Origin of the sequence: Paenibacillus sp. FSL H3-0321, assembly GCF_038002865.1 — a bacterium.
Lineage (GTDB): Bacteria > Bacillota > Bacilli > Paenibacillales > Paenibacillaceae > Paenibacillus_AQ.
In genome coordinates this window covers 665,819-691,020 of the sequence record NZ_JBBODH010000001.1, presented here as the reverse complement: position 1 = coordinate 691,020, position 25,202 = coordinate 665,819, and the positions used below count along the sequence as shown (strand labels likewise).

Sequence of the window (25,202 nt, the reverse complement as noted above, 5' to 3'; positions counted from 1 at the left end):
GCCCCACCTGATGTACTATGATTAGACGTTTCGAATGAGCAAAATGTTTCCAAATTTTATTCAATAATTATGTTAACTTAATTCGGCAACTGAATGATAAATCTAAAGCTTGGGATGCCCGCCGGGGCTATCTCAGGCTTTATTTCTGTTAGGAAATTATACAGTTTGGAAATGAGATTCCTTAAGAATGTCAAAATAATCACATCCCGCAGCAGTATAGTGCCATATAATGTATATTGAACACTGTTTAAAAACATTGCAGTGTTAAATTCGCTGATCTAAACGCAAATGGAGGAATTTTGAAATCATGAGCAAAGAACAAAGGCAAGAGCAGGAACGCGAAGCGATGCGTCATTTGATTCTGACAACAGCCGGTGAGCTGGTGGCCGAGAAGGGGATCAAGCAGTTATCTATCCGCAAGATTGCTAAACGGATGGACTATTCCGCCGGAATCATTTATCACTATTTTCAGGGAAAGGAGGCTATTGTGGAGCAGCTTCTACAGCAGGGGTACAGGGAGTTGATTGATGGACTAACAGCCCGATTACACACTTCGCAGAATGAAGAATCGGCTGAGGAAAAGCTAAGCCAGTCGCTGTCGCAGTTCATTCGGGTGACAACAGCGGAGGAATCCCAGTACCGGAATGTGATGCTGAATGATTCACCAGCTGTGCTTAACCACACGGCAGTGCTGCATAAAGGGGCTGCACTGGAGCACAATGCGATCAGCATGCTCTGTAGTATTCTTCGCCAATTCAAAGGGATGGATGCCTGTAAAGAGGAGGAAATGGAGCTTACCGCCCAGGTGATCTGGAGCGCGGCATTTGGACTGATCATGAGGCTGACCGTCGAGAAAGAGCTGCCGGAGGAGCAGAAGGAGACCCTGATCGCGCGGCATGTTGAGGCCATGCTTCTAATTGCGGGGGGGCTGGAACGGTTCCGTCCTTTAAAAGGACGGCAAAGCCGTTTCTGCTTGACTATTCGACCAGGGGGAGACGCCGATGGAATATAGACGGTCAGTTGGCATTTTAACGGGTTTAATTATTCTCCTTGCGATAATTGCGTCGGGGTACGGATTGCTGTCAGGTCACGGCCCGGAGGCGGCAAGAAGGTCTGAATCTTTTACCTCTATCTGGGGTGACAAGGTCGAATTATATGGTAGTGGGATATATAAACACGATTCAGTTTCCGCTGCTGCTCAGGCTATAGCCCAGGATGGAGTTACGCTGGTATTGGGGGTTCCTTTGCTGGTTGTGTCACTGGTTATGAGCTTCAAAGGGAGGGTCAGAGGACGTTTGCTGTTAGCTGGAGCTTTGGGATATTTTACATATACTTATGCGTCTTACAGCTTCCTGTCTATGTACAATCATCTGTTTCTAATCTATGTCATGTTGTTCTCAGCCAGCTTATTTGCTTTTATTCTGACACTGTTGTCCCTAGAGCGGGAGAAGGTAGAACGTTATTTTAAACACAGTTTACCGGCCACAAGCATAGGCGTTTTCCTGCTGTTTACCGCGTTTATGATTATGATGTTATGGCTGGGCAGGCTTGCTAGTTCTTTACGGCAAGGGACAGCCCCTGTAGGGTTGGAGCATTACAGCACATTAGTGATTCAGGCACTCGATTTAGCTATTGTTGTTCCGCTCACGGCAATTACCGGGGTACTGCTCATTCGCAGGCGGCCTTATGGTTATCTGCTTGCTTCTGTAGTCATAGTGAAAGCCGCTGCTCTCCTAACCTCCATCACAGCCATGATCATTGGGATGCTGAGGGCGGGAGTAAGTGTATCTACAGTAGAGTTGGTAGCGTTCCCTGCGTTTCATTTGGGTGTTATTGTTTGTTTGTACCTTGTATTGAGCAATGTACAGGAACCGGGATAGTCTTCAAACTCATTACCCATAGAATAGGGGCGGATATTATGAGGAATAGGACATTGATTATGTATGCCAGTAAATATGGATGTACAGAGAAGGCCGCAATGCTTTTGAAATCCAGGCTTGGAGAGGCTGAGGTTATGAATCTAAAATATGCCGAAGTGCCGGCTCTGGCTTCATATGACACGGTAATTCTGGGCAGCTCCATCTACTTTGGCAAAATCCGCAAGGAAATGGCGTTGTTTACGTCCAAATATCAGCAGGAGCTGTTAAACAAGAGGCTGGGGTTGTTCGTCTGTGCAGGAATGACAGGGGAGAAGGCGGAGGAGGAACTGAAGCAAGCTTATTCTGAGGTTTTGTACAACAAGGCACTCGCCAAGGAGATCCTGGGTGATGAGATTGATCCGGAGAAAATATCAACATTGGACAGATGGATTCTGCGCATGGTCAAGGGGAAGGGGCACGAAGCTGGAGCTGGATTATCGGTGGATAAGCTAGACAAATTCGTGCTTACAATGTCCCGGAGTTGAGGGGAAGCAAGCCAATGGCAAGGAGTATCATACGGATGCGATGAAAGAGCAAAAGAGCGGCAGCAAGAACAGATGATTCTGTTCAAATATAAGGATGTATAGGTTTCTGCTTGAAGTGCTGACGCTGTATTGATTTTGGGAAGGTAACGAATTCCATTCTTCTAAATAGCCCTCATAAGTCAACATAATAATAATTATGGTAACAACCTTCCGGTTTTGTCTAAAAGAAATAAATCACGAGCCGTCGGCATCAACGAATAAGTCCTCTTTCTCCACCTAACTATAAAAATTCATTATATGAAAAATGCATAATAGAAAAATCAAAACCTAATGCTCCATCTAGCCCATTCGCCCACCTACAACACATATCTTTACCTAATCACAATCACCAGGAAAAAGGATGAAATCACATAACGGGCGGCAAAAGTCAACGGATTCAATCGCGATGTACTTCCATTCAAGTATGCATGAGAGCTGTAAGCTGATCCGTCAGCATGGACGCCATCTCCAAGGATTTCAGCGCATGTTGTAAGGAAAGAGTTGAATCTGTTCCATTCTGCAGACACTGGAGAGCATGACGCAAGCTTTTTTCATAGGGATTGTTCGGGATTAGCGGAATATCCACTTGGCCCTCGGAAGTATAGCTGGTTAGGCTGGCCTCGATATTACCATCCGCAGTTCATAATCACGGATATACTACAGTAGCGTAGAAGGGGACAGGTCCGGACGCTTATAGTCAATGAATTGCTGTACAAACCATGGCATAAGATGCAGCCTCTGGTCGAGATTTTTCCGGTCGCTGTTTTTTTGGATGCTGATAACAATCACCTTTTTCATAGTTTGCTTAGGTTTGAAGTGTTGCGGTCTAATCTTTCTTATCATGTTTTGTGCTGCACCGGGAATGACAGGCAGGCGGCTTGCTCCAGAAGTGACAAAGTTATATGATGTGAAGTAAACGTGAATGGCAGAGGTGAACCTAATGGAGCTTGGAATCGAACTGGTTCCCAAGGAGCAAAAGCAGACAATCAGCAGACTCATGCAATTCTATCTGTATGACTTTACCCGTTACCTGGATCTTGAGGTAGACCGTGATGGCGGCTTTCCGGAGTATCCCGGACTTGAAGCCTACTGGAACAGCGGCAACAATAAGTTCGCTTATTTGTTTACGGTGGATGGGCATATTGCCGGATTCGCACTGGTGGACCGTCTGCTTCGCAACCCGGAAGGGCAGTACTACATGACTGAATTTTTTGTGATGCAGAAATACCGCCGCAGCGGTGTAGGCACATGGGCAGCCCACCGGTTGTTTGATATGTTTCAGGGTGACTGGAAGGTGTCGCAGATCCGCGCCAATACACCTGCCCGTAACTTCTGGCATCGTGTGATCGGCAGCTATACGCATGGGGAATTTAAAGAGCGCTTTAATCCAAAGCAAGGCAATCCCAGTCAGTATTTCAGTACATTAAGTATTAATGGGATTAAAAAATAAATTGTGCTTCACTCTAAGTGGCTTTCATTCACAACGTTTCTCTCATACTGTTTGAAACCGCAACTTTCGCTGTTTTCCAGCGTCTGGTAATTGAGGTGGATTTAGATGGCCATGACGAAACAAAAATTGTGGATCGCCTGTATTGCGCTATCGTCCGCGTTATTTACGGGTTGTAACAATGATGATGACAAGCTTGCGAATGTGCCTCCTGATGCAGCACAAGGAGCGGTTCAGACCGGTGTATCCTCAACTTCTGAACCCTTGCCAACTGCATCTGCGAAGGGCAGAAGGGCTATTGTACAAGCCACAGATCAGCCTGCTGACAGGTCCATCGCGCTAATGCAGGCTGACGTTCCGGAATATAGTGGCGGTGGAAGGTCTTACATCATTGAAGGGGAATAAGTTTCTGCTGATTTTTCCGCCCATCGGACCTTGCCGCTTGGAGTGTTGATGCCGGAAACGATGAAACGTTTTGAAGCCGGTGGGGTAACGGCCTGGGGGACTGCGGATGAGCAGAACTTTATATCTCTCTTTGCCGAAGAAGCCAAGCTGAGTCTAACAAACAGTGACGCGGGGTTGCTTAGGTACAAGGAATATATGGGCAATTACAGGACTGGGAATGCGACGGTTGATGTATTTTCCGTTGAGGCGAAGGGGAAGCGCTACATCGCTGAGATCCATACTATGGCAGAACAGCGTGAGCATCTGCTTCCGGTATTTGTTAACATGCTTAAAGATCTGCAGCATATGGAGAAAAAAGCTCCAATTGTACCCGGCGTCTTTGTACAGATACCGGATGTAGGCAATAGTGCTGAACATAAGCAGGTTCTTCAGGAGGTAATGGACTGTCTGGAGGCGATAGCAAGTAAGAATAAGGAACAGTTCAGCGCTACCATGTCTTCGTCGACAACTGCCGAGCGTCTGCTATCCTTTGTTGAAAACTCTTCAACATACCATTTTTATGAATTGACTTTGATGGGGATTCCCTTTAAAGACGAGAAATGGGCCGGCTTTCAAGTGGATTATTACCTGATGGATGATGAAGGATATATTGCCGACCGGGGGTTCACGATTGTTTTGCTGCCTAACAAGCAGGGAGAATGGAAGATCGAAGACATCGACTAGCACAGGAAGCAAAAGGGGTAAACCTAACTGACTCATGCCAGCATAAGATGACGGCTCCATGATAGAGTATATGTAGACGTGCCGTCAGCATCCGGCGCGTCTTTTTTCTCGGAATATAATGTGGATTTGATAGAATTATGAAATGAGGATTCAAAATGGAACTAAGTAATCTAAGTAATAGTACACGCAGAACAGCCCATTTTCTCATTACGCTGCTGACTGCCTTAGCCGGCGGAGAATTGTTTATGCTGTTAAATCTGCCGATCCCCTGGCTGCTTGGGCCGATGCTTGCCACATTAATCGGAGCAAATCTAGCAAAACAGTACTACCAGTGGCCTGGACAAGTAAGGAATACCGGGATGATCATTGTCGGCTATACTATCGGGTTGTCTTTGACCGGTTCAGCGATGGGGGAGATGGCCCGTCAGCTCCCTTCCATGCTGCTGATGACGGTTCTGCTGCTGTTGTTCTGTGCCGGTATTGCCTTAATTGTCTCCAAAGTATCGGGTAATAACTATAAAACCATTCTGTTGGGCAGCATTCCCGGCGGGTTGACGCAAATGCTGGTGCTGGCGGAAGAATCAGAGGATATTAATCTCACTGTAGTGACCGTTATCCAGGTTATTCGTCTCATGATGATCATCCTATGTGTGCCTTTGCTGATCTTTAGTCCGCTGTTTGGCAACAGCTCCACTGCTGGTGATGCCATTTCCCTGACTACAGCTAACCCAGCTACGTGGAATGGTCTGTTTCCGAACATCCTATACTTTGCTGTTGCCTGCACATTCTGCGGAATTCTGGGTCAAAAGATCAAGTTCCCCACTGCCTATCTGCTCGGACCGGCAATCATTACCTCGATGTTGCAAATCAGCGGGCTGCACGGTCCCCGGCTTCCTTCCCTTTTGCTGAATGCCGCTCAGCTGATGATCGGAGTTTATGTCGGGCTGCTGCTCGACCCGCGAAAACTTAATAATAAGGTGTTGACCTTAACGCTGGCTGTAGGAAGCAGCATCGTGCTTATCGGGGGCTCATACGGACTCAGTTCTATTTTTGCTTATCTGGAGTCGGTGTCAGGTGCTACAGCAATGTTGAGCTTGGCGCCCGGCGGAATGGACCAGATGAGTCTGATTGCCCATGAAGTGGGAGCAGACTTGCCGACCGTAGCGGGTTACCAATTATTCAGGACGTTTTTTATGTTTTTCGCTATACCGCCATTATTTAAACTTATCTTTAGGGAGAGGAAAACACAGTCCTCAACTGCTGGTTGACATAAACCATATTATGTTAACCTAATATCCATTCAGGGAGGTTCCATAATTGAGGAACGTGAAATTTATTGATACCGACAAGGGGAAAACGATTGGTGAACTTCAAAGTGTATTTGAGCACAAAACACTTGTCTTATGGGCTGTTGATTGCGCTGAGCGGGTACTCCCGTTTTTTGAAGAGAGGCACCCGGATGATAAACGTCTTCGGGAAGCTATTGAGGCCGGGCGTGCCTGGGTGCGCGGTGAGTTAACGATGAGTGAAGCACGTAAAGCCGCTTTTGCCACCCATGCAGCGGCCCGTGAGGCCGAGGGGGATGCTGCATGCGCCGCAGCCCGTTCTGCAGGCCAGGCCGCAGCCTCCGCTCATGTAGCCGGACATGCCATTCACGCAGCTACCTATGCTGCCAAAGCTATAACCTACGGATCTTACCCCGCAGATAGAAATAGCAACACGGCCAAAGAACGTGAGTGGCAACTCCAGCACCTGCTTGATCTGAAGAATGGAGGGGAGAAATGAGAACCCGCAGATATTTTGGCATATGGATCGGCTTTATGGTACTGATTCTAGTGGGCTGCAGTAAAGAACTTGCAAGGGATGAACAAACTGCACATGACTATGTTAAGGCGCAAGGCTATAAGATCATCTCTACAGAAGACGAGACTTTTGAATATACGTTGACCAAAAAGCTGCTGTATGGAAGTCCGGAATCGACCCCTTATCAGCAGATGTGGGGTGTTCAAGCCGTTTCCCCGGATGATTATCTAGGCAAAAAAATAACCATTTATAAGTTCACCGTATCTAATCATCCGCTTGAAAAAATATATCTGACGGATACCACCAATGTTAACATTCTGATGGCCGATGGAGAAGTGATTGGCGGGACTTCGTTCCCGCTTAAAGAAGGCGAGTTGCTGATGGGCAGCGCCTATTCGTTGGACGGAAGGACGCTTGAAGAAGTGACAGGTCTAACCTTTAAGGAATGGTCTGAGGATTGGAAAAAGAGATACGGTAATTAAACATCTATTTCATAGATAGCCTATTTCATTATATGCACCGCTGCTGATCCATTCAAAAGCTTCATACATGTTGACAATACGAGTTGTACAGATATATAGTTGAGTTACATGTTGAACATCGTTCAATAACATTACATTGTTTAATGAATTGGATTATTGTAGTAGTTTGAAGGGAGTCACTATGAGCAAAGAAAGCCGGCAAGAGCGTGAGCGGGAAGCCATGCGGACACTGATTCTGGAAACGGCAGGCCAATTAGTGGCCGAGAATGGAATACAGAAGCTGTCGATCCGCAAAATAGCTGAACGTATGGAGTATTCACCGGGGATCATTTATCACTATTTTGAGGGGAAAGAGGATATCGTCGGGCAATTGCTGGAGCAAGGGTACCGCAATCTGCTTCAGAACCTGAACGCTGCCACGGCACATAACAGTGAAGAATTATTACCGGAGCAGGCGTTGAGCCGCTCGTTGTCGCAATTTATTCGCATGGCTATAAAGGAGGGGACACAATACCGCAATGTAATGTTTAATGATTCTGCGGCAGTCCTCAGGCATACTGCGGTGCTGCATATGGGGGCTTCACAGGAACGGAAAGCAATCGGCATGTTGTGTGCAACACTCCGCAGGTTCAAAGGCTTGGAGTCACAAAGTGAGCGCGAACTGGAGCTGACTGCCCAAGTTATCTGGAGCGCAGCCTTCGGGTTGATTATCAGACTGACTGTAGAGAATCCCCCGGAGGAACAGAAGGCAGCCCTCATTTCACGTCATTTGCAGGCGATGCTAACGATAGCATCAGGATAATTCCCATTCTGAAAGCTGACAAGGAGCGGGTATAATGAAGACATTGATTTTGTATGCCACTAAATACGGGTGTACAGAGAAGGCAGCCTATCTCTTGAAATCCAAGCTGCGGGGCGAAGTGGAAGCGATCAATCTTAAGTACGTCAAAGTTCCACCGCTTACTGCGTATGACAATATCATTTTAGGCGGCTCCGTCTATTATGGGAAAATCCGCAAGGAAATGGCCCAATTCTCCCAAGATAATAAGGAGATGTTAAAGAGCAAACGTCTCGGGCTGTTCATTTGCGCAGGCTTGAAGGGAGAGCAGGCGGAGAAAGAGCTCCGACTTGCTTTTCCTGAAGAATTGTACAGCAAAGCCCTTGTGAAGGAAGTATTCGGAGATGAGATTTATACCGATAAAATGTCTGCAACGGACAAATTAATCCTCCGGATCGCCAAAGGAAAGGAAAAAGGCAATACAGGGTTGGCTTTGGACAGGATAACGAGCTTTGCTCATTCGATGAATTAACTAATAAAAGAAGAGGAAGACGACTAGTTAACATAATAATTACTATGTTAACTAGTCGTCTTTGTTTAATGATCACTTATTCAATAGAGAATATGAGCAATGTGACAATTATGTCATACTAAATTGAATATTGTTATGTTAAGCGATGGGAATATAGATATGCTCCCCCTTATACTGGAAATTGTTATATGAGCTTATTTTCGAAAGGGGGGCTATCCACTGATGAGTGATGTAATTAAAGCAATCATACTCGGCATAATTGAGGGCTTAACTGAATTTTTACCGGTATCGTCTACTGGACATCTTATTTTAGCAGGCAATTTGCTTAGCTTTGAGGGAGACGCGGCAATCACATTTAAAATTGTTATACAGTTGGGTGCAGTGATGGCAGTTCTAATTCTTTATTGGAGGAGGTATTTGAAGATTGGGGCTAATATGATTAGAATGGATTTTTCCAAAAGTAAAGGATTAAATGTCATTCATATGATTTTGGCTATGTTACCAGCATTAATCCTATATCTTCTCTTCAAGGACACAATAAAAAGCAAATTATTCGGCCCAACCCCTGTCTTGATCGGTCTAGTTGTGGGTGGAGTGTTGATGATCATTGCAGCAAGGAGTAGGAGAACTGAAACCGCTGATACGATTGATGGGATTAATTATAAACAGGCTTTCGGTATTGGCCTGTTCCAGTGTTTGGCATTGTGGCCGGGATTTTCGAGATCAGGTTCGACGATTTCAGGTGGTCTTTTGCTTGGCACTAGCCAAAAAGCCGCTGCAGATTTCACGTTCCTTATTTCCGTGCCTGTTATGTTTGGTGCAAGCTTGTTGGATTTGTACGATAGCCGCGATTTGCTGAATTCTGACGATTTTTTTCTAATGTTAATTGGCTTTACGACATCCTTTATTGTGGCAATGATTGCAGTAGTGACGTTTATCAAACTGATTAAACGACTTCGCTTGGAATGGTTTGCGCTATACCGTTTTGTCTTAGCAGCTCTTTTCTATTTTATCGTTATATTGTAAACAGTGTTGTATTGGATTAACGGTTGATGTGTTATTAAAATGTGTTGACACAAAAGTAATTAGGGACCATACTACATGTATGAACATCAATAATAAAATAACAAATGACATTGACGCTATTCCATCGCTTGTACAATCCAAGCGTCAGATTGACCGCTATAACCTAGACATAGACGCACAGGCTATACTCGTCGCGTCTAGGCTAATGGCAGCGGGAGCCAAGCTTGGGCATGCCTCGGAGATTCATTTCTCTAGATTCGGTTTATCAACAGGACGATATCGTTTATTGGCAGATCTTGAAGACAACGAAGGAGAAGAGTTGCCTTCGCAATTAGCGGAGCATCTAGGCGTTACACGTGCTACGGTGACTGGTCTTATCGACATTCTTGAACGGGATGGCCTAGTATCTCGGCGATTAAGCTCAGACGATGGCCGTCAGAGATCGGTCATTTTGACGGAAGAAGGAGCGAAGAAGCTCCGCGAAATGGCTCCTGAGCATTTCGCGTGGCTGGAAGCAATGGTGGGCTTACTCAATATCGATGAGCGCAGCGTTTTTCTCGACTTGCTAGGCCGAGTTACACAAGGGATCTCAGCACTTACGGGCGAACTAGGCTCGAAACCAAAAGGAAACATCAGTAATGAGTAGAATGGGCTAGTGATACTAGCCCATTTTCACTCTTATATAGTTAGGCACCTAATTATATCCCACTGAAAGCAAACGTTGAACTATTTCAAAGAAGAAAGGAGCAACTAAATGAACCAGATGAAATACCCGACTCAGACAGATGATGTTTACGGTATCACGGCTGTTGGTTCCAAGAAAAAGACTTTTGTACTATGGCGTGAAGTTGTAATGGCCTATGCTGCTCCTGCCATCATGGCAGGTATCGGGGGATTGGTTACTGCTGATAGGGGACTTCAAATTGGGGCATTGACCACAATCGGCGGTGCATCGGCCTTGATGGCCTTGATGATTGGCCTTTTGTTGAGCAGCCGGGTGGGTCAAATGCGATGGGTTATCGCTGCACCTCACTTGGTTGTGGTAGGAGTGTTCGCATTGGCCGGTTCCTCGTTTGGCCTATACGCCGCATGGGTGACATCTGTTTCACTAGAAATTATGATTCCGAGCAATCACTTGGCCTGGGCCGATCGTGTCTGGATCGATTTCCCGTTGTCTGGATTCATAGCAAGCACGATAGTGACATGGCGGTGGCGTCTCGCCGTCACAATTAATTTTTCATCCAAAAGGAGAAGAAAACAATGATAGTTATTATGGGAGCAACAGGTACAATTGGCAGTGCGCTTTTGGAACGTTTGGTTGATCTTGGCGTACCTGTCAGGGCGCTGAGCAGAGAGCCAGAGAAGTTGCGTGATCAGATCGGAGAAAAAGGCCGATCGACTATCGAGGTCGCATTGGTGGATGCTTCTGACCCCGAATCGCTGCGCCGCGCGTTTACAGGTGCTAGCCAGCTCTTCCTTGCCATGTCCAACAGTCCAAAACAAATCGAATTGGAAACTTCAATCATTCAGATTGCCGCTGAATCTGGAATCAAACACATCGTAAAAATATCCAGCCCTGCCTTTGAGCAGAGCTCTCCAGTGGCAGTGGCGGGCTGGCATCAAGAAATCGAGAAAACGCTGAGGGAATCGGGTCTTACACACACCGTGTTGCGCCCTTATGCGTTCATGCAAAACTTATTACGCCTTGCACCAACGATCACAACCCAAAATGTATTTTTCGGCTCCATGGGCGATTCACCGTGTAACTTTATTGACTGTCGCGATATCGCAGATGTTGCCGCAGAAGTTCTAACCAACCGCGAGGTAACAGGCCGAATATATACGCTTACTGGTTCGGAGATTTTCAGTTATCCCCAGATCGCGAGTCAACTATCCACCCTGCTTAATCGGCCGATAAGTTACATCAACATGGAACCCCAAGTATTACTCCGTAATCTTATCGAGCACGGGCATATGCCTCCTTGGCTTGCGAACCACGTTGTGGAAATTCAAACTATGTCTACGGTGGTGCCAGAAAGTCCAAATGACACTGTGAAGTGCTTGCTTGGCAGAGAACCACGCACGCTTGACGCCTTTCTGCATGAGCGTGTAGAAAATTTCCGGTAGAGGCGGAGTCCACCTATTTTGAAATTTGTGTCGTTGGCAGCATTTTATTCCGATCTCAAACAGGTCATTCAGCTAAAGGGATACGTTAGCTCAAAAAAACAGCGGCAGACTAGGACTTTATTTCGTCCATGGCTGCCGCCGTTTCTTTTATTTAGCCCAGTCGGATACTTGAATTTATAGATAATATTTCAACATATGAAAAATTCACAATAGAAAACCCTTAACTACACCATTCCCTTGATACTCCAGAGCAAACCTTACACACAGCGAACTTGCATACTAAACCCAGGAAAAAGACCGGGGCACAGCCCCGATCATTAAAAATTAATTCACTGATTTCGTGCTAAGTCTGTAGAGCCGGTTAACCGCTGCTTCAGATCAAGCGCTATTTCCATGGACTGGAGTGCTAGATTCAGTGAAAGGACGGATTCCGAGCCGTCTTGTAAACAGTGAATCGCATGCTGGAGACTTTGCTTGTATGGATCTTGTTTCTCCAGAACGATCTCTTGCTTGCCGGCCTTGCTGTATTCATACAACGCAGTATCGATGTTTCCCTGCATGTCATCACTTTCATGAAAGACCAGCTTCGCCTGTTCAAAGTAAGCCTCATATCCAACTGTAAAGGGGTAAGAATCAGGCATAAGCGAAGAAACGGTAACCTCCGCCGAGACCCCGGATTCCTCAAAGGATACACGAACCAGCGCTTGTTCCTCCTTGCCGCCATTTGTTCCCCATACGGAGGAGAGAGCAGTTGAACCCAGCAGCCAGGTGATGAAATCCAGCTCATGGATCATCAGATTTGTAGGGAGGGTGTCAAGCCCCAGATTCCCCCAAAGTGGTGGGGTTTCTCTTTTGACAGACACATGCAGCAGCTTGCCATACTTCTCCTGTCGTGCGGATTCATACAGATATTGATAGGCCGGATCAAATTTGATGAACTGATTGACGAGAATTCTTTTCCCGTATTGAAGCTCAGCCTCTCTCATTGCCGTCGCATCTTCTAAGCTTAGCACAACCGGAGTTTCACAAAATGCATGTTTGCCGGCTTTCAGTGCCTCTAGAGTGTATTTCTTATGTAGTGGGGAAGGTAGACAGATATCAATAATATCCAGTCCGGAATCTTGCATAATGTTCTCTATAGACGATGTGATCTCAACCCCAAGCTCTTCCTTCAGCTTATGCAGCTTGTCTTCGTTCCTCCCGAAGATGACAACCCGGTCAACGCTATCCAGTTTCTTTAATATGGCGGCATGATATGCTCCGAAACCTGTTCCTAATATGCCAATATTCATTTGCAGCAGCTCCTTCTCTCTGATATATTTCATAGTACACTGCTATTGTTGACAACAGAGTGGCAAGAATTCGAGAAGCTTCAAAACCCTATTAATTTCGTGGGTGTGATAGGAGGGAATATATGCGCTTGCATCGCTTGATTGGGATATTGTTACTGGTAGAATCCAGGGGGAAAATGAAAGCAAGTGACTTGGCGGCCGCACTAGAAACCTCGGTACGATCCATTTATAGAGACATAGACGTTCTGGCGGAGGCTGGAATTCCCATGATATCTGCACCTGGACCGAGTGGCGGGATTTCGCTAATGGAGGGCTACACGGTCAACCTGCGGCAGCTGCACGGGGACGAGATGATTCAGCTCTATTTAACGGGAATGGGCTTTCAATCAGGAAGGAACAGCGAATCAGGCCTCAAGTTGAGGAACGCGTTATTAAAGCTGGAAAAGTCATTGCCAGCCGCATATCAGGAGGATATCCGCAAAGCCCAAAATGTCTTTTATTTCGATGATACCCCTTGGTGGACGGAACAGAATGCGGTGCCGTGTCTGGAGACTCTGCGTGCTGCACTGTGGAAATCACAAAAAATTAGTGTTCAATACCGAAAGGTCAATACCGAAATTTCTTCCCGGTTACTGCTGCCCTACGGCCTCGTAGTCAAACAAGGGGATTGGTATCTGGTCGCTTATTGTGAGGAGGCAGGGGGCATGCGCACCTTTAAATGCGAGCGGTTCGAAGCAGTACAATTACTGGAAGAAGAATATGGAATCCCGATGGAGTTTTCTTTGGAGAAGTATTGGAGCAGCGGGGAGGAGAGCTTTAAACAAAGCCGGAGGGCTGAAGAACACTATCCGGTGATCCTTCGCATAGAAAAGGGTAAGCAGGAACTTGTGAACAGGCTTGAAGTCATACACAGGGGTGAAGAGGAGGGATTTCTTGTGTTGACCGTAAATATGTACAGCTATGAGAATGCCTGTCTGAAGGCGCTGGCGCTGCTCACCGATACCGAAATTCTTGAGCCGTTTCTACTTAGAGAGTACATTAAGGAGAAAGTAACTGCTTTGCAGCATAAGTATCTATGATGAAGCTTAGCAATCAATGAAAGTGATGCAGGTATATGGTTGATCAACTGGTTGTAAGGAACATTGTCAGATACTTCATTCAGAATCATGTACTTATGGCTGAACTGTCTATCCAGATTGCCCCCGGGATGTTCATTGGAAATGTGTTGATAAGATATGCTTACGTGAACGGAACTCTTGAACCGGCTGACATTGGATACCAGAAAGAAAGTTTATAAGAGTAAGATTACATAAATAATATTATGTAAACTACAAATAAATGGGGTGAGATTTTGTTCAGAGATATTCAACATGCGTGGAACCCGACTCAAGAGGAAATTAAGATATGGGCATATAGTGATGAGCAGATTCCAAGCCAAGACTGGGAGTTAGCGGTTAATAATGTTGAAAATATACCCATGATATGTAGTTTTATTGATGATGATAAATGCCAGAAAAAAACCTTTTTTCTAAGCAGTCTTTACGTTTTTACAGGTGACATTGTTGCATCAGAGATAGAAAGTGATATAGCTGATCTAACTTCATTATTGGACAAAGTTGAAAAAGGTGCAAAAACAGAGGAGCTTAAAACTTGGATTTATCGTTCAAAACATTTGATAAGCTATCCGCAAGATTATGATTACGATTACTGGGGGCTATTTTCAAAGTATGTCTTTAATGTGTGATTAAACGAACAAATTCCACTCTGCGTGTGGAATGTTCAACATTAGTAAACCCGGACAAGCTTCTAAGCTTATCCGGGTTTTTGGTTTCTATACGTTTACATCACCAGCGCCCATTTCTCTGATCTTAAGTCGTTTGTGGGCGGTAATGAGGAAAGGCAGCCCCAAGGCGGTGGTTAAGGCCAGGGGCACAAAGACAGCCGGTCCATTCGCGGCGCCGAATTGATCCAGCAGCAGTCCCCCCAGAATAGGAGCCATTACATTGCCGAGATTATTAAAGCCTATGGTTCCGAAATACGTACCTTTCCATTCCGGTTTGGCAATCCGGTCAATGAGCATGTCCATCATCGTAAAGAGCAGTACCTCGCCAATGGTGAACAATACGACACTGAACATCAGCAGTGCCACTCCACCGGCAATTCCGAACAGCAGCAGGCTCAGCGCTACGCAAAGATTCCCGAGAATCAAAGGGACAATCGGTGAGAATCGGCTTGCTGTGCGGACAATCGGGTACTGGACCACCAGTACGGTTACGGCATTAAGGGACAGCATATAGGAGAATACCTGTCCTCCGTTCGTGAAATGGGTATTCATTGCTAAATACTGGGCCAGTGTGGAGCTGAAATGCCCGTATCCCAGCACACAGAAGATTGTACCCAGCAGTACGGGCAGGAATACCCGGTCCCGGGTGGTCGTTGCCAGCGCTTCGCGCAGCTTCGGAGCACGGACCTCGGAACGCTGCGGAAGAGTGGAATGATGGATGCGGAACTGCATAAACAGCACAAGCCCATAAGCGATATAGACAATTCCGGCGATCAGAAACGGGAAGGTAGATTTTGCAGAGCCCAGCTGCAGGCCAATAATCGGACCAAAAACAACACCCAGATTGACGGCGGCGTATCTTAAATTGAACACGAGCAGTTTATGGTCCGGTGGGGTAATATCCGACAGCAAGGCGCGAGAAGTAGGTTCAAATACGGCACGACATAGGCCGTTTAGCGTATTAACCAGGAAGAATACCCATAAATGCTGGGCGGCAGAGAAGCCGAAGAATACACAGGCCCAGCCGAAGACCGAGACCAGCATTACGATTTTACGCCCGATAACATCAGAGATATAACCTCCATAGAAACTGATCAGGACGCCAGCGAGTGAGCTGACAGCTACCGTAAAACCTGTCTGTGTCGCGGAAGCACCAAGCACCTGGGTGAGATAGATGGATAAGAAGGGGATGCTCATGGAGGTAACCAGGCGTCCGAACATTGTCCCGATAATAATGGTCCAGGCTAAGGGATGGATGTGCTGCAAATGTTGTTTCATATAATGTGAATCTCCTACTCTGGTTGCTGAATTTTTAAACCTGCTAATCGAAGCTGCTTTATGTATAATTGTAATGATAAAAGGGGGAAGTAAAAGTGTAAGGTTTGCGTTCTCCGTTTCACCTTTAAAGGAGCATGGATCATGGACAATAACGTCACACATTATTTACGGGTTGCCTCGGAGATTAATAATCCCTTTAATATTCATATGCCTATTCCGGTGACAATTGAGCTGCTGGCATCTGTGCTGTGCTGCACGCCACGTAACGTGAAATTTATTCTGCGAAAGCTCGAGGAAAAGGGATTCATCCAGTGGCAGGCAGGACGGGGAAGAGGCCATACCTCGACGATGACTTTTTTGCGCACTGTGGAAGAGATATTGGAGAATTATCTTTTGGAGCTGATTAGCAGCGGGAAAATAAAGCAGGCCATCGAGTTAATTGGGCTGCCTGAGGTCAAAGGTCCGTTAAAGGAAAGGTTATTAACCTTGTTAAATAAACAGATGGGCTATCAGAGTGAGACAGAATCGACCACAGGACTTGATGTCCTGCGGATTACCCGCAACCGCAGCATGGAGAAGCTTGACCCCGCTTTTGTGTACACAGCTTTTGAAGCCTATCTGATCGGACAAATCTGCAGTACTTTAGTTACATATGATGCCGTCAGTGATTCCTTTCATCCGGCTCTGGCCCATATGTGGGAAGCGAATGAGGACCATACCAGCTATATTTTCTATTTGCGCAAAGGTGTTCGTTTCCATCACGGCAGAGTGATGACCTCGCGGGATGTGAAAAGTACACTGCAGCGGCTGGTGGAGCTGGACAGTTCGGCATTATGGCACTTTCGGGGGATTGAAGAAGTAGAGCTTGAGGGGGATCACCGGATCCGCTTCAAGCTGTCATCACCCAATCTCTTTTTTCTTCATCTCTTAAGCTCCATTCACATGTCGATTCTGCCCTTTGATGCTGATAATGACCAGGAACCCCTTGGAACAGGTCCCTACCGGCTGATGAATTTGAATGAAGATGTGCTTGTGCTTGCAGCCTTTGATGATTACTACAGCATTCGTCCGCTCTTGGACCGGGTCGAAATCTGGTATTTGCCGGATCAGGGCTCCGGTGCACGCCAATACCAGCTGCCGGATGCCGCAGTTTCAGGCTCCTATTCGGATGGTTGCTCTGGCAACAGTATTGATTATCCGGCGCTGGGTTGCAGATATATTATCGTGAATTTTCGCAAAGAGGGCATTCAGCACAATCCGTTTTTTCGCCAGGCGATGCGTCTTCTTTATGATCCATCTGCGCTGATCAGGGAACTGGGCGGTAACCGGATTACACCGGCAGACAGCTTCCTGCCTTGGTACAGCCGCCGCATTATCTGGAAAGAGCATTCGCTTGAAGAGGCGGCGAAGCTGCTGGAATCCAGCGGGTACAGCGGAGAAGAGATTACGCTTGCTTATGTTACCAGAAAGGATGAGCTTGAAGAAGCTGGGTGGCTGCAGCAGCGTGCGGAGCGAATCGGTCTGCATATTTGCCTGATGTCCTACAAGGAATACAACATGGAGGAAGTCAAGCAGCAAGCGGATTTCCTGTTTGCGGAAGAGGTGCTCGAAGATGATTGGCAGTGGGGAATGATTAATTACTTTGTGAACAAGTCTAACCATCTGCACGCGTTGCTTCAGGACAGTCAGCGGGACCAATTACAGCGGGAACTGGAGCATTTTGCAGAACAACCTGCAGAAGGCAGAGGCGAACTTCTGGAGCGGACGGAAGCGATTCTGCGCGAGAATTGTTGGGTCCTCTATGGCTGTCATATGAACAAAAGAGCCCAGCTGAATCAGAGTCTGTTCGGCTTGCATACGGGATCCTTTGGTTTTCTGGACATCTCCAGGCTGTGGATCAAACCGGGTTTCCCGGAGACCCGTATGTGAAACATGAATAAACAGGCAATTAAACTTGCCGGATTCACAATAAAACAGGAAAGAAAAACCTGGTAATTTCTCTTTATTCCATGTGCTCCCGCTTATATCATTAGGCATATGTCTGATTGGAAAAGGGAGGGCCTCATGTTGTCCAAGCTGACTGCCCGCAAAAAAATAGCATTTCTTTTATTTGGAATCTTACTTGCTTCCGATGTACTACTTGTCCTTCTTGGGCTGTTGGATTATTCGCCTGGACCGCGGTTTCACCCGTCGGGGGGATATATTGTCCTCTATCACGTAATCCTGCTAAGTGTGTCACTGGTTATGCTCCAAAAACAGCTGCTCCTGATCCTGACGGTTTCCTTAATCCTGTTGCTGTTCGGGGTGAAATACTTTTGTTCGTCGTTTATGGGCTGGCAATATGAATATTTGCAATCCCCCCGGAATCAAGAGCTGCTGGTTGTGAAATACCGGATCGCTACACTTGGGGAAAGCCAATATTTCGCTGAATTTTACCGGAGCCGGTATTTTGGATTATTCATGCATAAGCTGGAAAATCAGGACTACTGGGTTATGATTCGCGGTGAGGATCGGGATCCGGATAAGGTGCTTGGGCTGAGCAGTCCTACCTGGAAGCATGAGCGGGAAGTGATTCTGGATACGGCAAGCGGGGAGCATACCATCAGATTGTATTGAAATGAGCATGTAGCAGAAGAGAGCTGGTTAATTCAATGCCTCCCCTGCCAGTGATAGAATTTGGCCGCATCTCGGATGTTACTCTGGGAATTCTTGAAGATAACGGTGTCCGCAATTGGGTGCCGCAGCATGAATTGAATTAATTAGAAGAACAAAGGGGAGTGCCGCATCACCGGCACTCCCCTTTGTTCTTCCTGTCTTGTGATTCAGAAAAAGAAGATTACTTTTTCCGGCATAATCTTTTCAACCTGCTTGTTTGCCCTCGCATTTCTTGCAGACTTCAAGCTTCTCGCCGGCAACACCTTTGCCGATATAGAGCAGCTTGATTCGCGTGCTGCCACAGATTGGGCAGGTTCCTCTGCCGCGGGACGGCATCCGCCAGAGCGCTTTGCCGCGTTTATTCTTGGACATAAAATTCGCCCACCTTCGCCATTGATATCCTATCTTATGCCTAGAGTGAACTAACGGTTCTGCCTGAACAGGATTCATTTTTAAACCTGTTGAGCACAATCCTATATTATGTTTTAGTTTGATTCAGAAAATATTTACTAGAGTGTAACAAATATTACGTTATATATAGATATAAATAGATATAATCAGACATAATTAGATTTTAAATAGCAAATATCCATAGAGATTCAAGAAGAGGCTGCGCAGCGGAATTTTCCGTCTGTACAAATATAATCTAGGAGGAGTGGAAGATGATTAGTTTATCACGCACCCACATATTCGGCAGAAGATTAGGTCTCATGATTCTTGGTCTCTTATTTACGGTGTCGGTCTTTGCGGCAAGTTTACTCGTGCCGGAAGAGGTCTTCGCAGCACCTACCAGCTCTATTGATCTGTATTTAGACAACACTTTTGTAGGGACAATAACTTCTACAGATATTAATGCCAATGCAGATTATTTTGACTATACAGGCAATCGCAACAATCTCACGAATGCAGCGTATACTGCCTACGGCAGTCCGGTTCTCGAACTGTTCCAGAGTCTTATAGACAACGAAGCGTTAAGTGTCGATGTAGACTCCGATGTAATTAGTGTAACGTTCTCCTCGCTGGTTGGACCTAACTACACCAGAACCTTCAACAATCCGGGGACTCAGCTGTTCTCCAGCCGTTATACCTTCCCGAATCCGGACATTGCTACCTCCGGAACCTTGGTGCCGGCAATTTTGGCTACTGATATCAACGGCAGTGGTGAGGATGTTATTCGATTGCTGTTTGGAACTTTAGCAGCGCAAGAGACGAATATTCCTTATTTTCTCTCTAACATTAACCGCATTGACTTGTATACCTCTGGTACCTTTACCGGCGGATATGCTTACTGAGTTGTCATGATCTAGGGAATTGCCGCTGTTGCAGCCTGCATTAGTGAGCGTTCCAAGGAACGGCCTTCTTTGCTTAATACTGCAGGGAAGGCCGATTTTTTATAGGTGCAGGCAATTCAATGTAACGTATACAAAAGACAAGGGGAGATGGAAAAGTGAGAGTGAAGGGAAATAGATGGTGCAGGAGCCTGCTGATAGTTCTGCTCTCTGCGGCAATGCTGGTGCAGGGCTTCGGGAGGAGCCAGAGCAGCGCGGCAGGATTGGAAGCGGAGGGAACCTGGGTATATGAAGGCGATAGGGAAATTGCTGCAAAAGCTGCCCTTCCGGAAATAGCCTATAACAGCAAGGGTGAACTGTACATTAAATATCTCGCTGCTTATAAAAGCGGAAACGGCATTCCTTCCATTCAAAAGTATGACGGAGTGAAATGGATGACGCTTCCTACTCCGCCGGAGGCAATCCCGATGCCGGCGGCTTCGGTGACCACCTCCTTCGTAATCGACAATGATATACTTTATTTGGCATATAGGGGAGATAAGAATGAACTGCATGTGAGCAAGTTGGAGGAAGAGGGATGGGAGAGTCTCGGAGGGCCTATCTTTGTCAGTGAAAGCACCACGCTTGACCATATTTCCTTAACGATAGTAGATGGAACCCCATATGTGGCGTATTCGGGAGTCGTTAAGGGTGAAAAAGTGTGGCAGATCAAAAAATACATTGCAGGAGCATGGACGTTGATACCCAGTCCTGAGGGAAGTCATCCGAGCGGTGATGCCCCTTTTGCAATAGACGACGACGGTATTTTATATGTAGGCTATATTTCAAGCAACAGTGCACAGAGAGCAACTGTGAAGAAATACAATCCGGACCGCAAGGAATGGGAACGGATCGGCAACCAGAATTTCACTGGTGGAGCGCTTAGCCTGCCTAAGTTAATCGTTGAAGGCGGGATATTATATTTCGGATATGTAGACAGTTCCGCCAACGGCAACAGGCTGACAGTTATGGAGCATTCAGCGGGTGAAATATTGGGAAATTGGACGAAGGCTGGAAATGAGGTTTCCGAGAATAGAGTAAGCTCATATACCTTATCTGCGGATGCCGGAAAGGTGTATGCCGTGTATCGGGATTATACTGAACCCTACACCGTATCTGCCAAAAGCTTAAGCAAGCTCCTAGATGGGAGCTACACCTGGGATAAGCTTGGAGAATCATTATCCGTAACAGTTCAGAGTCTATCCGATATGACAGTCAGGGATGGAGTACCATATGTCAGCTACGTAGAAGACGGCAAGACCGGGTCCATATCCATCATCAAATACAGCGATGCCGATTTCAAACTCTGGGGTCAAGTGCGGGATTCGGCAGTTCAACTGGAGTGGGACGCAGCAGAAAAGGCTACCGGATACATTATTTTTAAAGACGGGGTACAATTCAGCTCTGTCGGCAGAGAAGGACGAAGTGATGTGATTCCGAAGCTTGAAAATAATACATCCTACCGGTTTATGATCCGTACAGTGGATGGACGTTATTCCAATGAAATCAAGATAACACCGTTGGCATTGCCGCCAACTGCTCCACTGCATGTGCAGGTTACTTCGGTCAATAATGCACAAGTGAACATTAGCTGGGATCCGGTTACTGCCGCTACTGGAGCAGATGCAACGGGTTACTACATTTACCAGCGTGATGCGGAAGTCAGCAGTTATCCGGATACACCGGCTGCTGTAGTTACCGGGAATAGCTCCACCGCCTATACATTGACCGAAGGATTGAGCAGTGGCAAGACAGTCTACTTCAAGGTGAGAGCTTTTAATGAGAATGGGGTTAGCGATGAAGCCGAATCTGCAGAGGTCAACGCTACGCCGGGTCTCAACGTATGGGAATCTCTGGGGACCGTTTCCAGCTCTGCCACCATGGACAACTCTTTGATCGTAAATGACGGCACAGCTTTTTTGGCCATCGTAGAGAATGGAAAAGTGTCCGTCAAAAAACATACGCCCACCGGATGGGAGTATGTTGGAAGCCCAGGATTTCTGGAAGGCGGCGTTGGATATACTTCGCTGGCTTTCTTTAATAACGTGCCGTATGTCGCATCTACGGATATCCATAACAGTGTTACGGTCATGAAGTATACAGGGAAGGGTGCAACCAAATGGGAGCCTGTCGGAGGGAGAAGCATCATCGACAAGCTGGTTGATAATGTAGCTTTGGCTATTGATAAGAACGGTATACCTTTTGTTGCTTTTAACGTCCAGCCTGCCAGTGGCCAAGAGCCGGGTGCAATGGTAATGAGATATAGCGGTAAAGGCAACACTGGCTGGGAGCTTGTCGGGGACGGAATCATTTCGGTAGGTGCGGCAGGAACCTATGTATCCTTATTTGTGGACGGAATCACGCCCTATGTCGCTTTCCGTGATAATAACGCCAACCGGGGAACTGTCATGATGTATGATGGCAGCCAGTGGCTAGCTTTAGGCGGACGCGGATTTACCAAGAATATGACAACTGCGAAAGCCGTCAAGTGGACATCGGTTTTTGTGTACGATGGAACGCCTTATCTGGCTTTTCGGGATGTGGGGCCGAATCTGGTCAAATTTAACGGGCATAACTGGGAGTATGTCGGCAGCAAAAATTTTGAAGGGAATCCCGATAACGACCTGAATTATACCCGTCTTTTTATAGATCAGGGCATACCCTATATCTTGTTCAGGTCAGCGGAAAATGGCGGAAAAGCCATTGTAATGAAATATACCGGCAAAGGAGATACCGGCTGGGAATTTGTCGGGAACAAAAGTTTTTCCAAAGGAGCGGTGGATCATACCTCGCTATACGTGGAAGGCGGCATTGTCTATGCTGCATTCACGGATATGGCACAGTCAGGAGGAGATTACAGGACGGTTGTGATGCGGTTCGATGACAGTGGTTCGGCTCCGGCAGTACCGCTGAATGTTACAGCAAGCGCGCGGGATCGCGGGGTTGAACTGAACTGGTCTGCCTCTCCCAATGCGGATCATTATAATGTTTATTTGCGTACCGCAGGGGAGGGCTACGGTGCACCGGCAGGCGTTGCAACAAGCACCTATTTATCAGTGAAGGGGCTTGCCAACGATACCACCTATTATGTAACAGTGACCTCGGCCAGTGAAGCGGCTGGAGAGAGCGGGAAATCGCTGGAGGTTGCGGTGACACCGTTTGACACTGCGGCTCCTCCACTTACGGCTCCGATTGAAGTTAGTCCGGGAAGTGCACCCGGCAGAGCTCTGGTCAAAACTGCAGTTTATGATGAAGTCTATCATGAGTTAAAGCGAATCGTTTCTGTGAAGCCTTTGGATACCCCGGACATTGTGCTTGACCGTGTACCTGCTGAAGCGGTTCCGGTTTCCGCCCTGCCTTTCGAGCTAGCCGATGTGGAAGCTGGAATGTATATCACAATTTATGAGACGGACGAAAAGGGGACAATCTTCCGTTTCAGCTCAAAACTGCTGCAGCGGGGAGAGGTAGCACCATATCCCGTCAGGATGCTCGAAATAGATATTGTACCCGGCAAAACGCAGGGCACGGCCACGGTACAAACGGCGACCTATGATCCGCTCAACAGTATAGCTGTGCAAGTATCAGCCGATGCTATAGCAGTTCCGGTTAAAGGAGATTTCCTACCTGCCGGAGTACTCAACTACAAGCCGGGGGAAGATATCGCTGTTACAGCGGGTTCGTATATTGCAGTCTATGAAATCAATAAAAGCCGGCAAATTAACGGTTTTGCCCAGGCTAAGGTTTCGGCTGGGCAGATTTATACAGCCCCACCTGCTGGTAACAATCCCGAGTTCCAGAGTACTGTTGTCCCGCCAGCCGCAAAGCCGGATCTGCTTAAAGTAGATGAGGCATGGGCACTCAAGGAATTGAACAATGCTGAAGCCGCTGTATTAAGTATAAATCTTAAAGATGTTGATAGTTCTGCAACTGGCGCTAAATCTGTATGGTTTCCGCAATCTGTCATCCGCCTGGCGGTTCAGCTCGGTAAACCACTGCAAATTCTTGACCGGGGTTCGAAATGGACGATAGCCGCGCAGCGGTTATTGTCGGCCGAAACGGAAGAGGTCACGCTGACATTTACCCAAAAGACAGCGGTAGATCAGCCTGCAAATACAGAAGGGCGTATTTTGTATACTATTACTTCGTCGGTTAAAAATCTTGATCCGTTGGATAAGAATTCCTTTGCTCTGAACGTACAAATACCGGTTTCTCGTGGAGAAAGTGATCCGGACAAGCTCGTGATTTACGTGCAGGATGAACAGGGGAACTGGCGGTATCTTGACAGTAAGGTTACGGGTGGAAGCATAGAATTCCAGCCGGCTCAATGGGGAGCTTATCTGCTGGCGAAATCCACCAAGACCTTTGGAGATCTGAACTCCCACTGGGCCCGGCATGCCATTGAAGTGATGGCTGCCGCCCGAAATATCGCGACTGGAACAGACGAAGGTTTATTTGCTCCGAATCAGACGTTGACCCGTGCAGAGTTCGCGGTGATGCTGGCCCGGCTGCTGAATCTTAAAATGGAAGCAGCCGTGTTCACGGATGTTTCTAAAGACGCATGGTACGCGGTGGGAGTAAACGCCGCCGCAGCAGCTGGAATTATTGGAGGAGCCGGCGGGGCATTCCGGCCGCAGGCTTCCCTTTCGCGGCAGGAAATGGCTGTAATGATTATGCGTGCATATCATTTGAGCAACACAGGTACGGCAGTAACTGGCGCGACCCCGGCATTTCATGACGCCGGGCGAATGGGAGCCTGGGCACAGCAAGCCGTGAATGAAGCGGCAGCACTCGGCATCATTGAAGGCCAACCCGGGGGGATGTTTAAACCGGATGGGAAGACAACACGTGCCGAAGGGATGACGGTATTATACCGGTTATTGAAACTGCCAGCGAAGTAAAGCTGATTTTCAATAAACAGGAGAGTACAAGTTAAATACGTAATCACACACAGCCGCCAATCTTTCTGGCGGCTGTTTATCCCATTAGCCAAGATTCTAAGCTATGGAGAAAGAGCTTATTGACTGGATAGTGAAAACCACAGTAGAATGGCCCAATTTCGCCCTAAAAAAACAGCGTATAACATAAATTATACGCTGTTTC

Annotated in this window: 24 protein-coding genes and 1 pseudogene; 21 read left to right on the top strand and 4 right to left on the bottom strand. The window is 46.9% G+C overall.

Features of this window, described 5'->3' with window-relative positions; genetic code table 11:
• The first annotated feature begins 307 nt into the window (after positions 1 to 307).
• From MHI45_RS02820 to MHI45_RS02810, 3 genes are read left to right on the top strand one after another with little or no spacing between them, the layout of a single operon-like run.
• On the top strand, positions 308 to 1,012 hold the full coding sequence (locus MHI45_RS02820) for a TetR/AcrR family transcriptional regulator (protein ID WP_076114648.1): 705 nt from the start codon (positions 308 to 310) through the stop codon (positions 1,010 to 1,012).
• Positions 1,002 to 1,880, top strand: a complete 879-nt coding sequence (locus MHI45_RS02815; RefSeq protein WP_083675979.1) for a hypothetical protein — start codon at positions 1,002 to 1,004, stop codon at positions 1,878 to 1,880. The genes MHI45_RS02820 and MHI45_RS02815 overlap by 11 nt, the downstream gene beginning before the upstream one ends.
• 38 nt (positions 1,881 to 1,918) lie before the next feature.
• Positions 1,919 to 2,404, top strand: coding sequence for a flavodoxin domain-containing protein (locus MHI45_RS02810; RefSeq protein WP_083675980.1), 486 nt, complete (start codon positions 1,919 to 1,921; stop codon positions 2,402 to 2,404).
• A gap of 699 nt (positions 2,405 to 3,103) precedes the next feature.
• Here MHI45_RS02810 and MHI45_RS02805 read toward each other — a convergent pair.
• Positions 3,104 to 3,223: pseudogene (locus MHI45_RS02805) on the bottom strand (tyrosine recombinase XerS); the annotation flags it as partial.
• A gap of 142 nt (positions 3,224 to 3,365) precedes the next feature.
• Here MHI45_RS02805 and MHI45_RS02800 point away from each other — a divergent pair.
• The 12 genes from MHI45_RS02800 to MHI45_RS02745 all read left to right on the top strand — a co-directional run bounded on the left by MHI45_RS02800 (position 3,366) and on the right by MHI45_RS02745 (position 11,766).
• Positions 3,366 to 3,893 carry a GNAT family N-acetyltransferase gene (locus tag MHI45_RS02800; protein WP_340897982.1) on the top strand — a complete coding sequence of 176 codons (528 nt, stop codon included), beginning with the start codon at positions 3,366 to 3,368 and terminating at the stop codon, positions 3,891 to 3,893.
• A gap of 111 nt (positions 3,894 to 4,004) precedes the next feature.
• Positions 4,005 to 4,295: a hypothetical protein gene (locus tag MHI45_RS02795; protein WP_144024487.1), complete on the top strand. Its 291-nt coding sequence runs from the start codon at positions 4,005 to 4,007 to the stop codon at positions 4,293 to 4,295.
• Positions 4,296 to 4,343: 48 nt separating this feature from the next.
• Positions 4,344 to 5,018, top strand: coding sequence for a hypothetical protein (locus MHI45_RS02790; RefSeq protein ID WP_076114099.1), 675 nt, complete (start codon positions 4,344 to 4,346; stop codon positions 5,016 to 5,018).
• Between the two features lie 155 nt (positions 5,019 to 5,173).
• Entirely contained in the window at positions 5,174 to 6,286 is a 1,113-nt protein-coding gene (locus MHI45_RS02785) for an AbrB family transcriptional regulator (RefSeq protein ID WP_076114100.1), read from the top strand.
• 58 nt (positions 6,287 to 6,344) lie between these two features.
• On the top strand, positions 6,345 to 6,803 hold the full coding sequence (locus MHI45_RS02780) for a putative immunity protein (protein WP_076114125.1): 459 nt from the start codon (positions 6,345 to 6,347) through the stop codon (positions 6,801 to 6,803).
• Positions 6,800 to 7,303 (top strand): hypothetical protein, encoded by a 504-nt coding sequence (locus tag MHI45_RS02775; protein ID WP_076114101.1) that lies wholly within the window; start codon positions 6,800 to 6,802, stop codon positions 7,301 to 7,303. Before MHI45_RS02780 ends, MHI45_RS02775 begins: the two co-directional genes overlap by 4 nt.
• Before the next feature lie 181 nt (positions 7,304 to 7,484).
• Positions 7,485 to 8,105 carry a TetR/AcrR family transcriptional regulator gene (locus tag MHI45_RS02770; RefSeq protein ID WP_076114102.1) on the top strand — a complete coding sequence of 207 codons (621 nt, stop codon included), beginning with the start codon at positions 7,485 to 7,487 and terminating at the stop codon, positions 8,103 to 8,105.
• Between the two features lie 34 nt (positions 8,106 to 8,139).
• On the top strand, positions 8,140 to 8,613 hold the full coding sequence (locus MHI45_RS02765; protein WP_076114103.1) for a flavodoxin domain-containing protein: 474 nt from the start codon (positions 8,140 to 8,142) through the stop codon (positions 8,611 to 8,613).
• Positions 8,614 to 8,835: 222 nt separating this feature from the next.
• Entirely contained in the window at positions 8,836 to 9,639 is an 804-nt protein-coding gene (locus MHI45_RS02760; RefSeq protein ID WP_076114104.1) for an undecaprenyl-diphosphate phosphatase, read from the top strand.
• Positions 9,640 to 9,718: 79 nt separating this feature from the next.
• Positions 9,719 to 10,285: a MarR family winged helix-turn-helix transcriptional regulator gene (locus MHI45_RS02755; protein WP_076114105.1), complete on the top strand. Its 567-nt coding sequence runs from the start codon at positions 9,719 to 9,721 to the stop codon at positions 10,283 to 10,285.
• Between the two features lie 108 nt (positions 10,286 to 10,393).
• Positions 10,394 to 10,903 carry a hypothetical protein gene (locus MHI45_RS02750; protein WP_179091873.1) on the top strand — a complete coding sequence of 170 codons (510 nt, stop codon included), beginning with the start codon at positions 10,394 to 10,396 and terminating at the stop codon, positions 10,901 to 10,903.
• A complete protein-coding gene (locus MHI45_RS02745) occupies positions 10,900 to 11,766 on the top strand; it encodes an SDR family oxidoreductase (RefSeq protein WP_076114106.1) in 867 nt (288 codons plus the stop codon). Before MHI45_RS02750 ends, MHI45_RS02745 begins: the two co-directional genes overlap by 4 nt.
• 329 nt (positions 11,767 to 12,095) lie before the next feature.
• On the opposite strand, the gene MHI45_RS02740 is transcribed toward MHI45_RS02745, so the two are convergent.
• Positions 12,096 to 13,058 carry a Gfo/Idh/MocA family protein gene (locus MHI45_RS02740; protein ID WP_076114127.1) on the bottom strand — a complete coding sequence of 321 codons (963 nt, stop codon included), beginning with the start codon at positions 13,056 to 13,058 and terminating at the stop codon, positions 12,096 to 12,098.
• Positions 13,059 to 13,180: 122 nt separating this feature from the next.
• On the opposite strand from MHI45_RS02740, the gene MHI45_RS02735 reads away from it, so the two are divergent.
• Both MHI45_RS02735 and MHI45_RS02730 read left to right on the top strand, forming a co-directional pair.
• The gene (locus tag MHI45_RS02735; protein WP_076114107.1) at positions 13,181 to 14,137 is read left to right on the top strand and encodes a helix-turn-helix transcriptional regulator; all 957 of its coding nucleotides are present in this window, start codon (positions 13,181 to 13,183) and stop codon (positions 14,135 to 14,137) included.
• A 272-nt stretch (positions 14,138 to 14,409) separates the two neighbouring features.
• On the top strand, positions 14,410 to 14,802 hold the full coding sequence (locus MHI45_RS02730; protein ID WP_076114109.1) for a hypothetical protein: 393 nt from the start codon (positions 14,410 to 14,412) through the stop codon (positions 14,800 to 14,802).
• 87 nt (positions 14,803 to 14,889) lie between these two features.
• Here MHI45_RS02730 and MHI45_RS02725 read toward each other — a convergent pair whose 3' ends face one another.
• On the bottom strand, positions 14,890 to 16,119 hold the full coding sequence (locus tag MHI45_RS02725; protein ID WP_076114110.1) for an MDR family MFS transporter: 1,230 nt from the start codon (positions 16,117 to 16,119) through the stop codon (positions 14,890 to 14,892).
• A 141-nt stretch (positions 16,120 to 16,260) separates the two neighbouring features.
• Between MHI45_RS02725 and MHI45_RS02720 the strand changes: the two genes are divergently transcribed.
• Positions 16,261 to 18,048 carry an ABC transporter substrate-binding protein gene (locus MHI45_RS02720; protein ID WP_076114111.1) on the top strand — a complete coding sequence of 596 codons (1,788 nt, stop codon included), beginning with the start codon at positions 16,261 to 16,263 and terminating at the stop codon, positions 18,046 to 18,048.
• Positions 18,049 to 18,183: 135 nt separating this feature from the next.
• Entirely contained in the window at positions 18,184 to 18,735 is a 552-nt protein-coding gene (locus MHI45_RS02715; RefSeq protein WP_076114112.1) for a hypothetical protein, read from the top strand.
• A gap of 243 nt (positions 18,736 to 18,978) precedes the next feature.
• Here the strand turns inward: MHI45_RS02715 and MHI45_RS02710 are convergent, their stop codons facing one another.
• Complete coding sequence (locus tag MHI45_RS02710) at positions 18,979 to 19,146, bottom strand: hypothetical protein (protein WP_179091874.1); 168 nt, start codon at positions 19,144 to 19,146, stop codon at positions 18,979 to 18,981.
• Between the two features lie 290 nt (positions 19,147 to 19,436).
• Here MHI45_RS02710 and MHI45_RS02705 point away from each other — a divergent pair, with 290 nt between their 5' ends.
• Both MHI45_RS02705 and MHI45_RS02700 read left to right on the top strand, forming a co-directional pair.
• Positions 19,437 to 20,066 carry a hypothetical protein gene (locus tag MHI45_RS02705; protein WP_076114113.1) on the top strand — a complete coding sequence of 210 codons (630 nt, stop codon included), beginning with the start codon at positions 19,437 to 19,439 and terminating at the stop codon, positions 20,064 to 20,066.
• Between the two features lie 155 nt (positions 20,067 to 20,221).
• Positions 20,222 to 25,000, top strand: a complete 4,779-nt coding sequence (locus MHI45_RS02700; protein ID WP_144024488.1) for an S-layer homology domain-containing protein — start codon at positions 20,222 to 20,224, stop codon at positions 24,998 to 25,000.
• Positions 25,001 to 25,202: the final 202 nt, after the last annotated feature.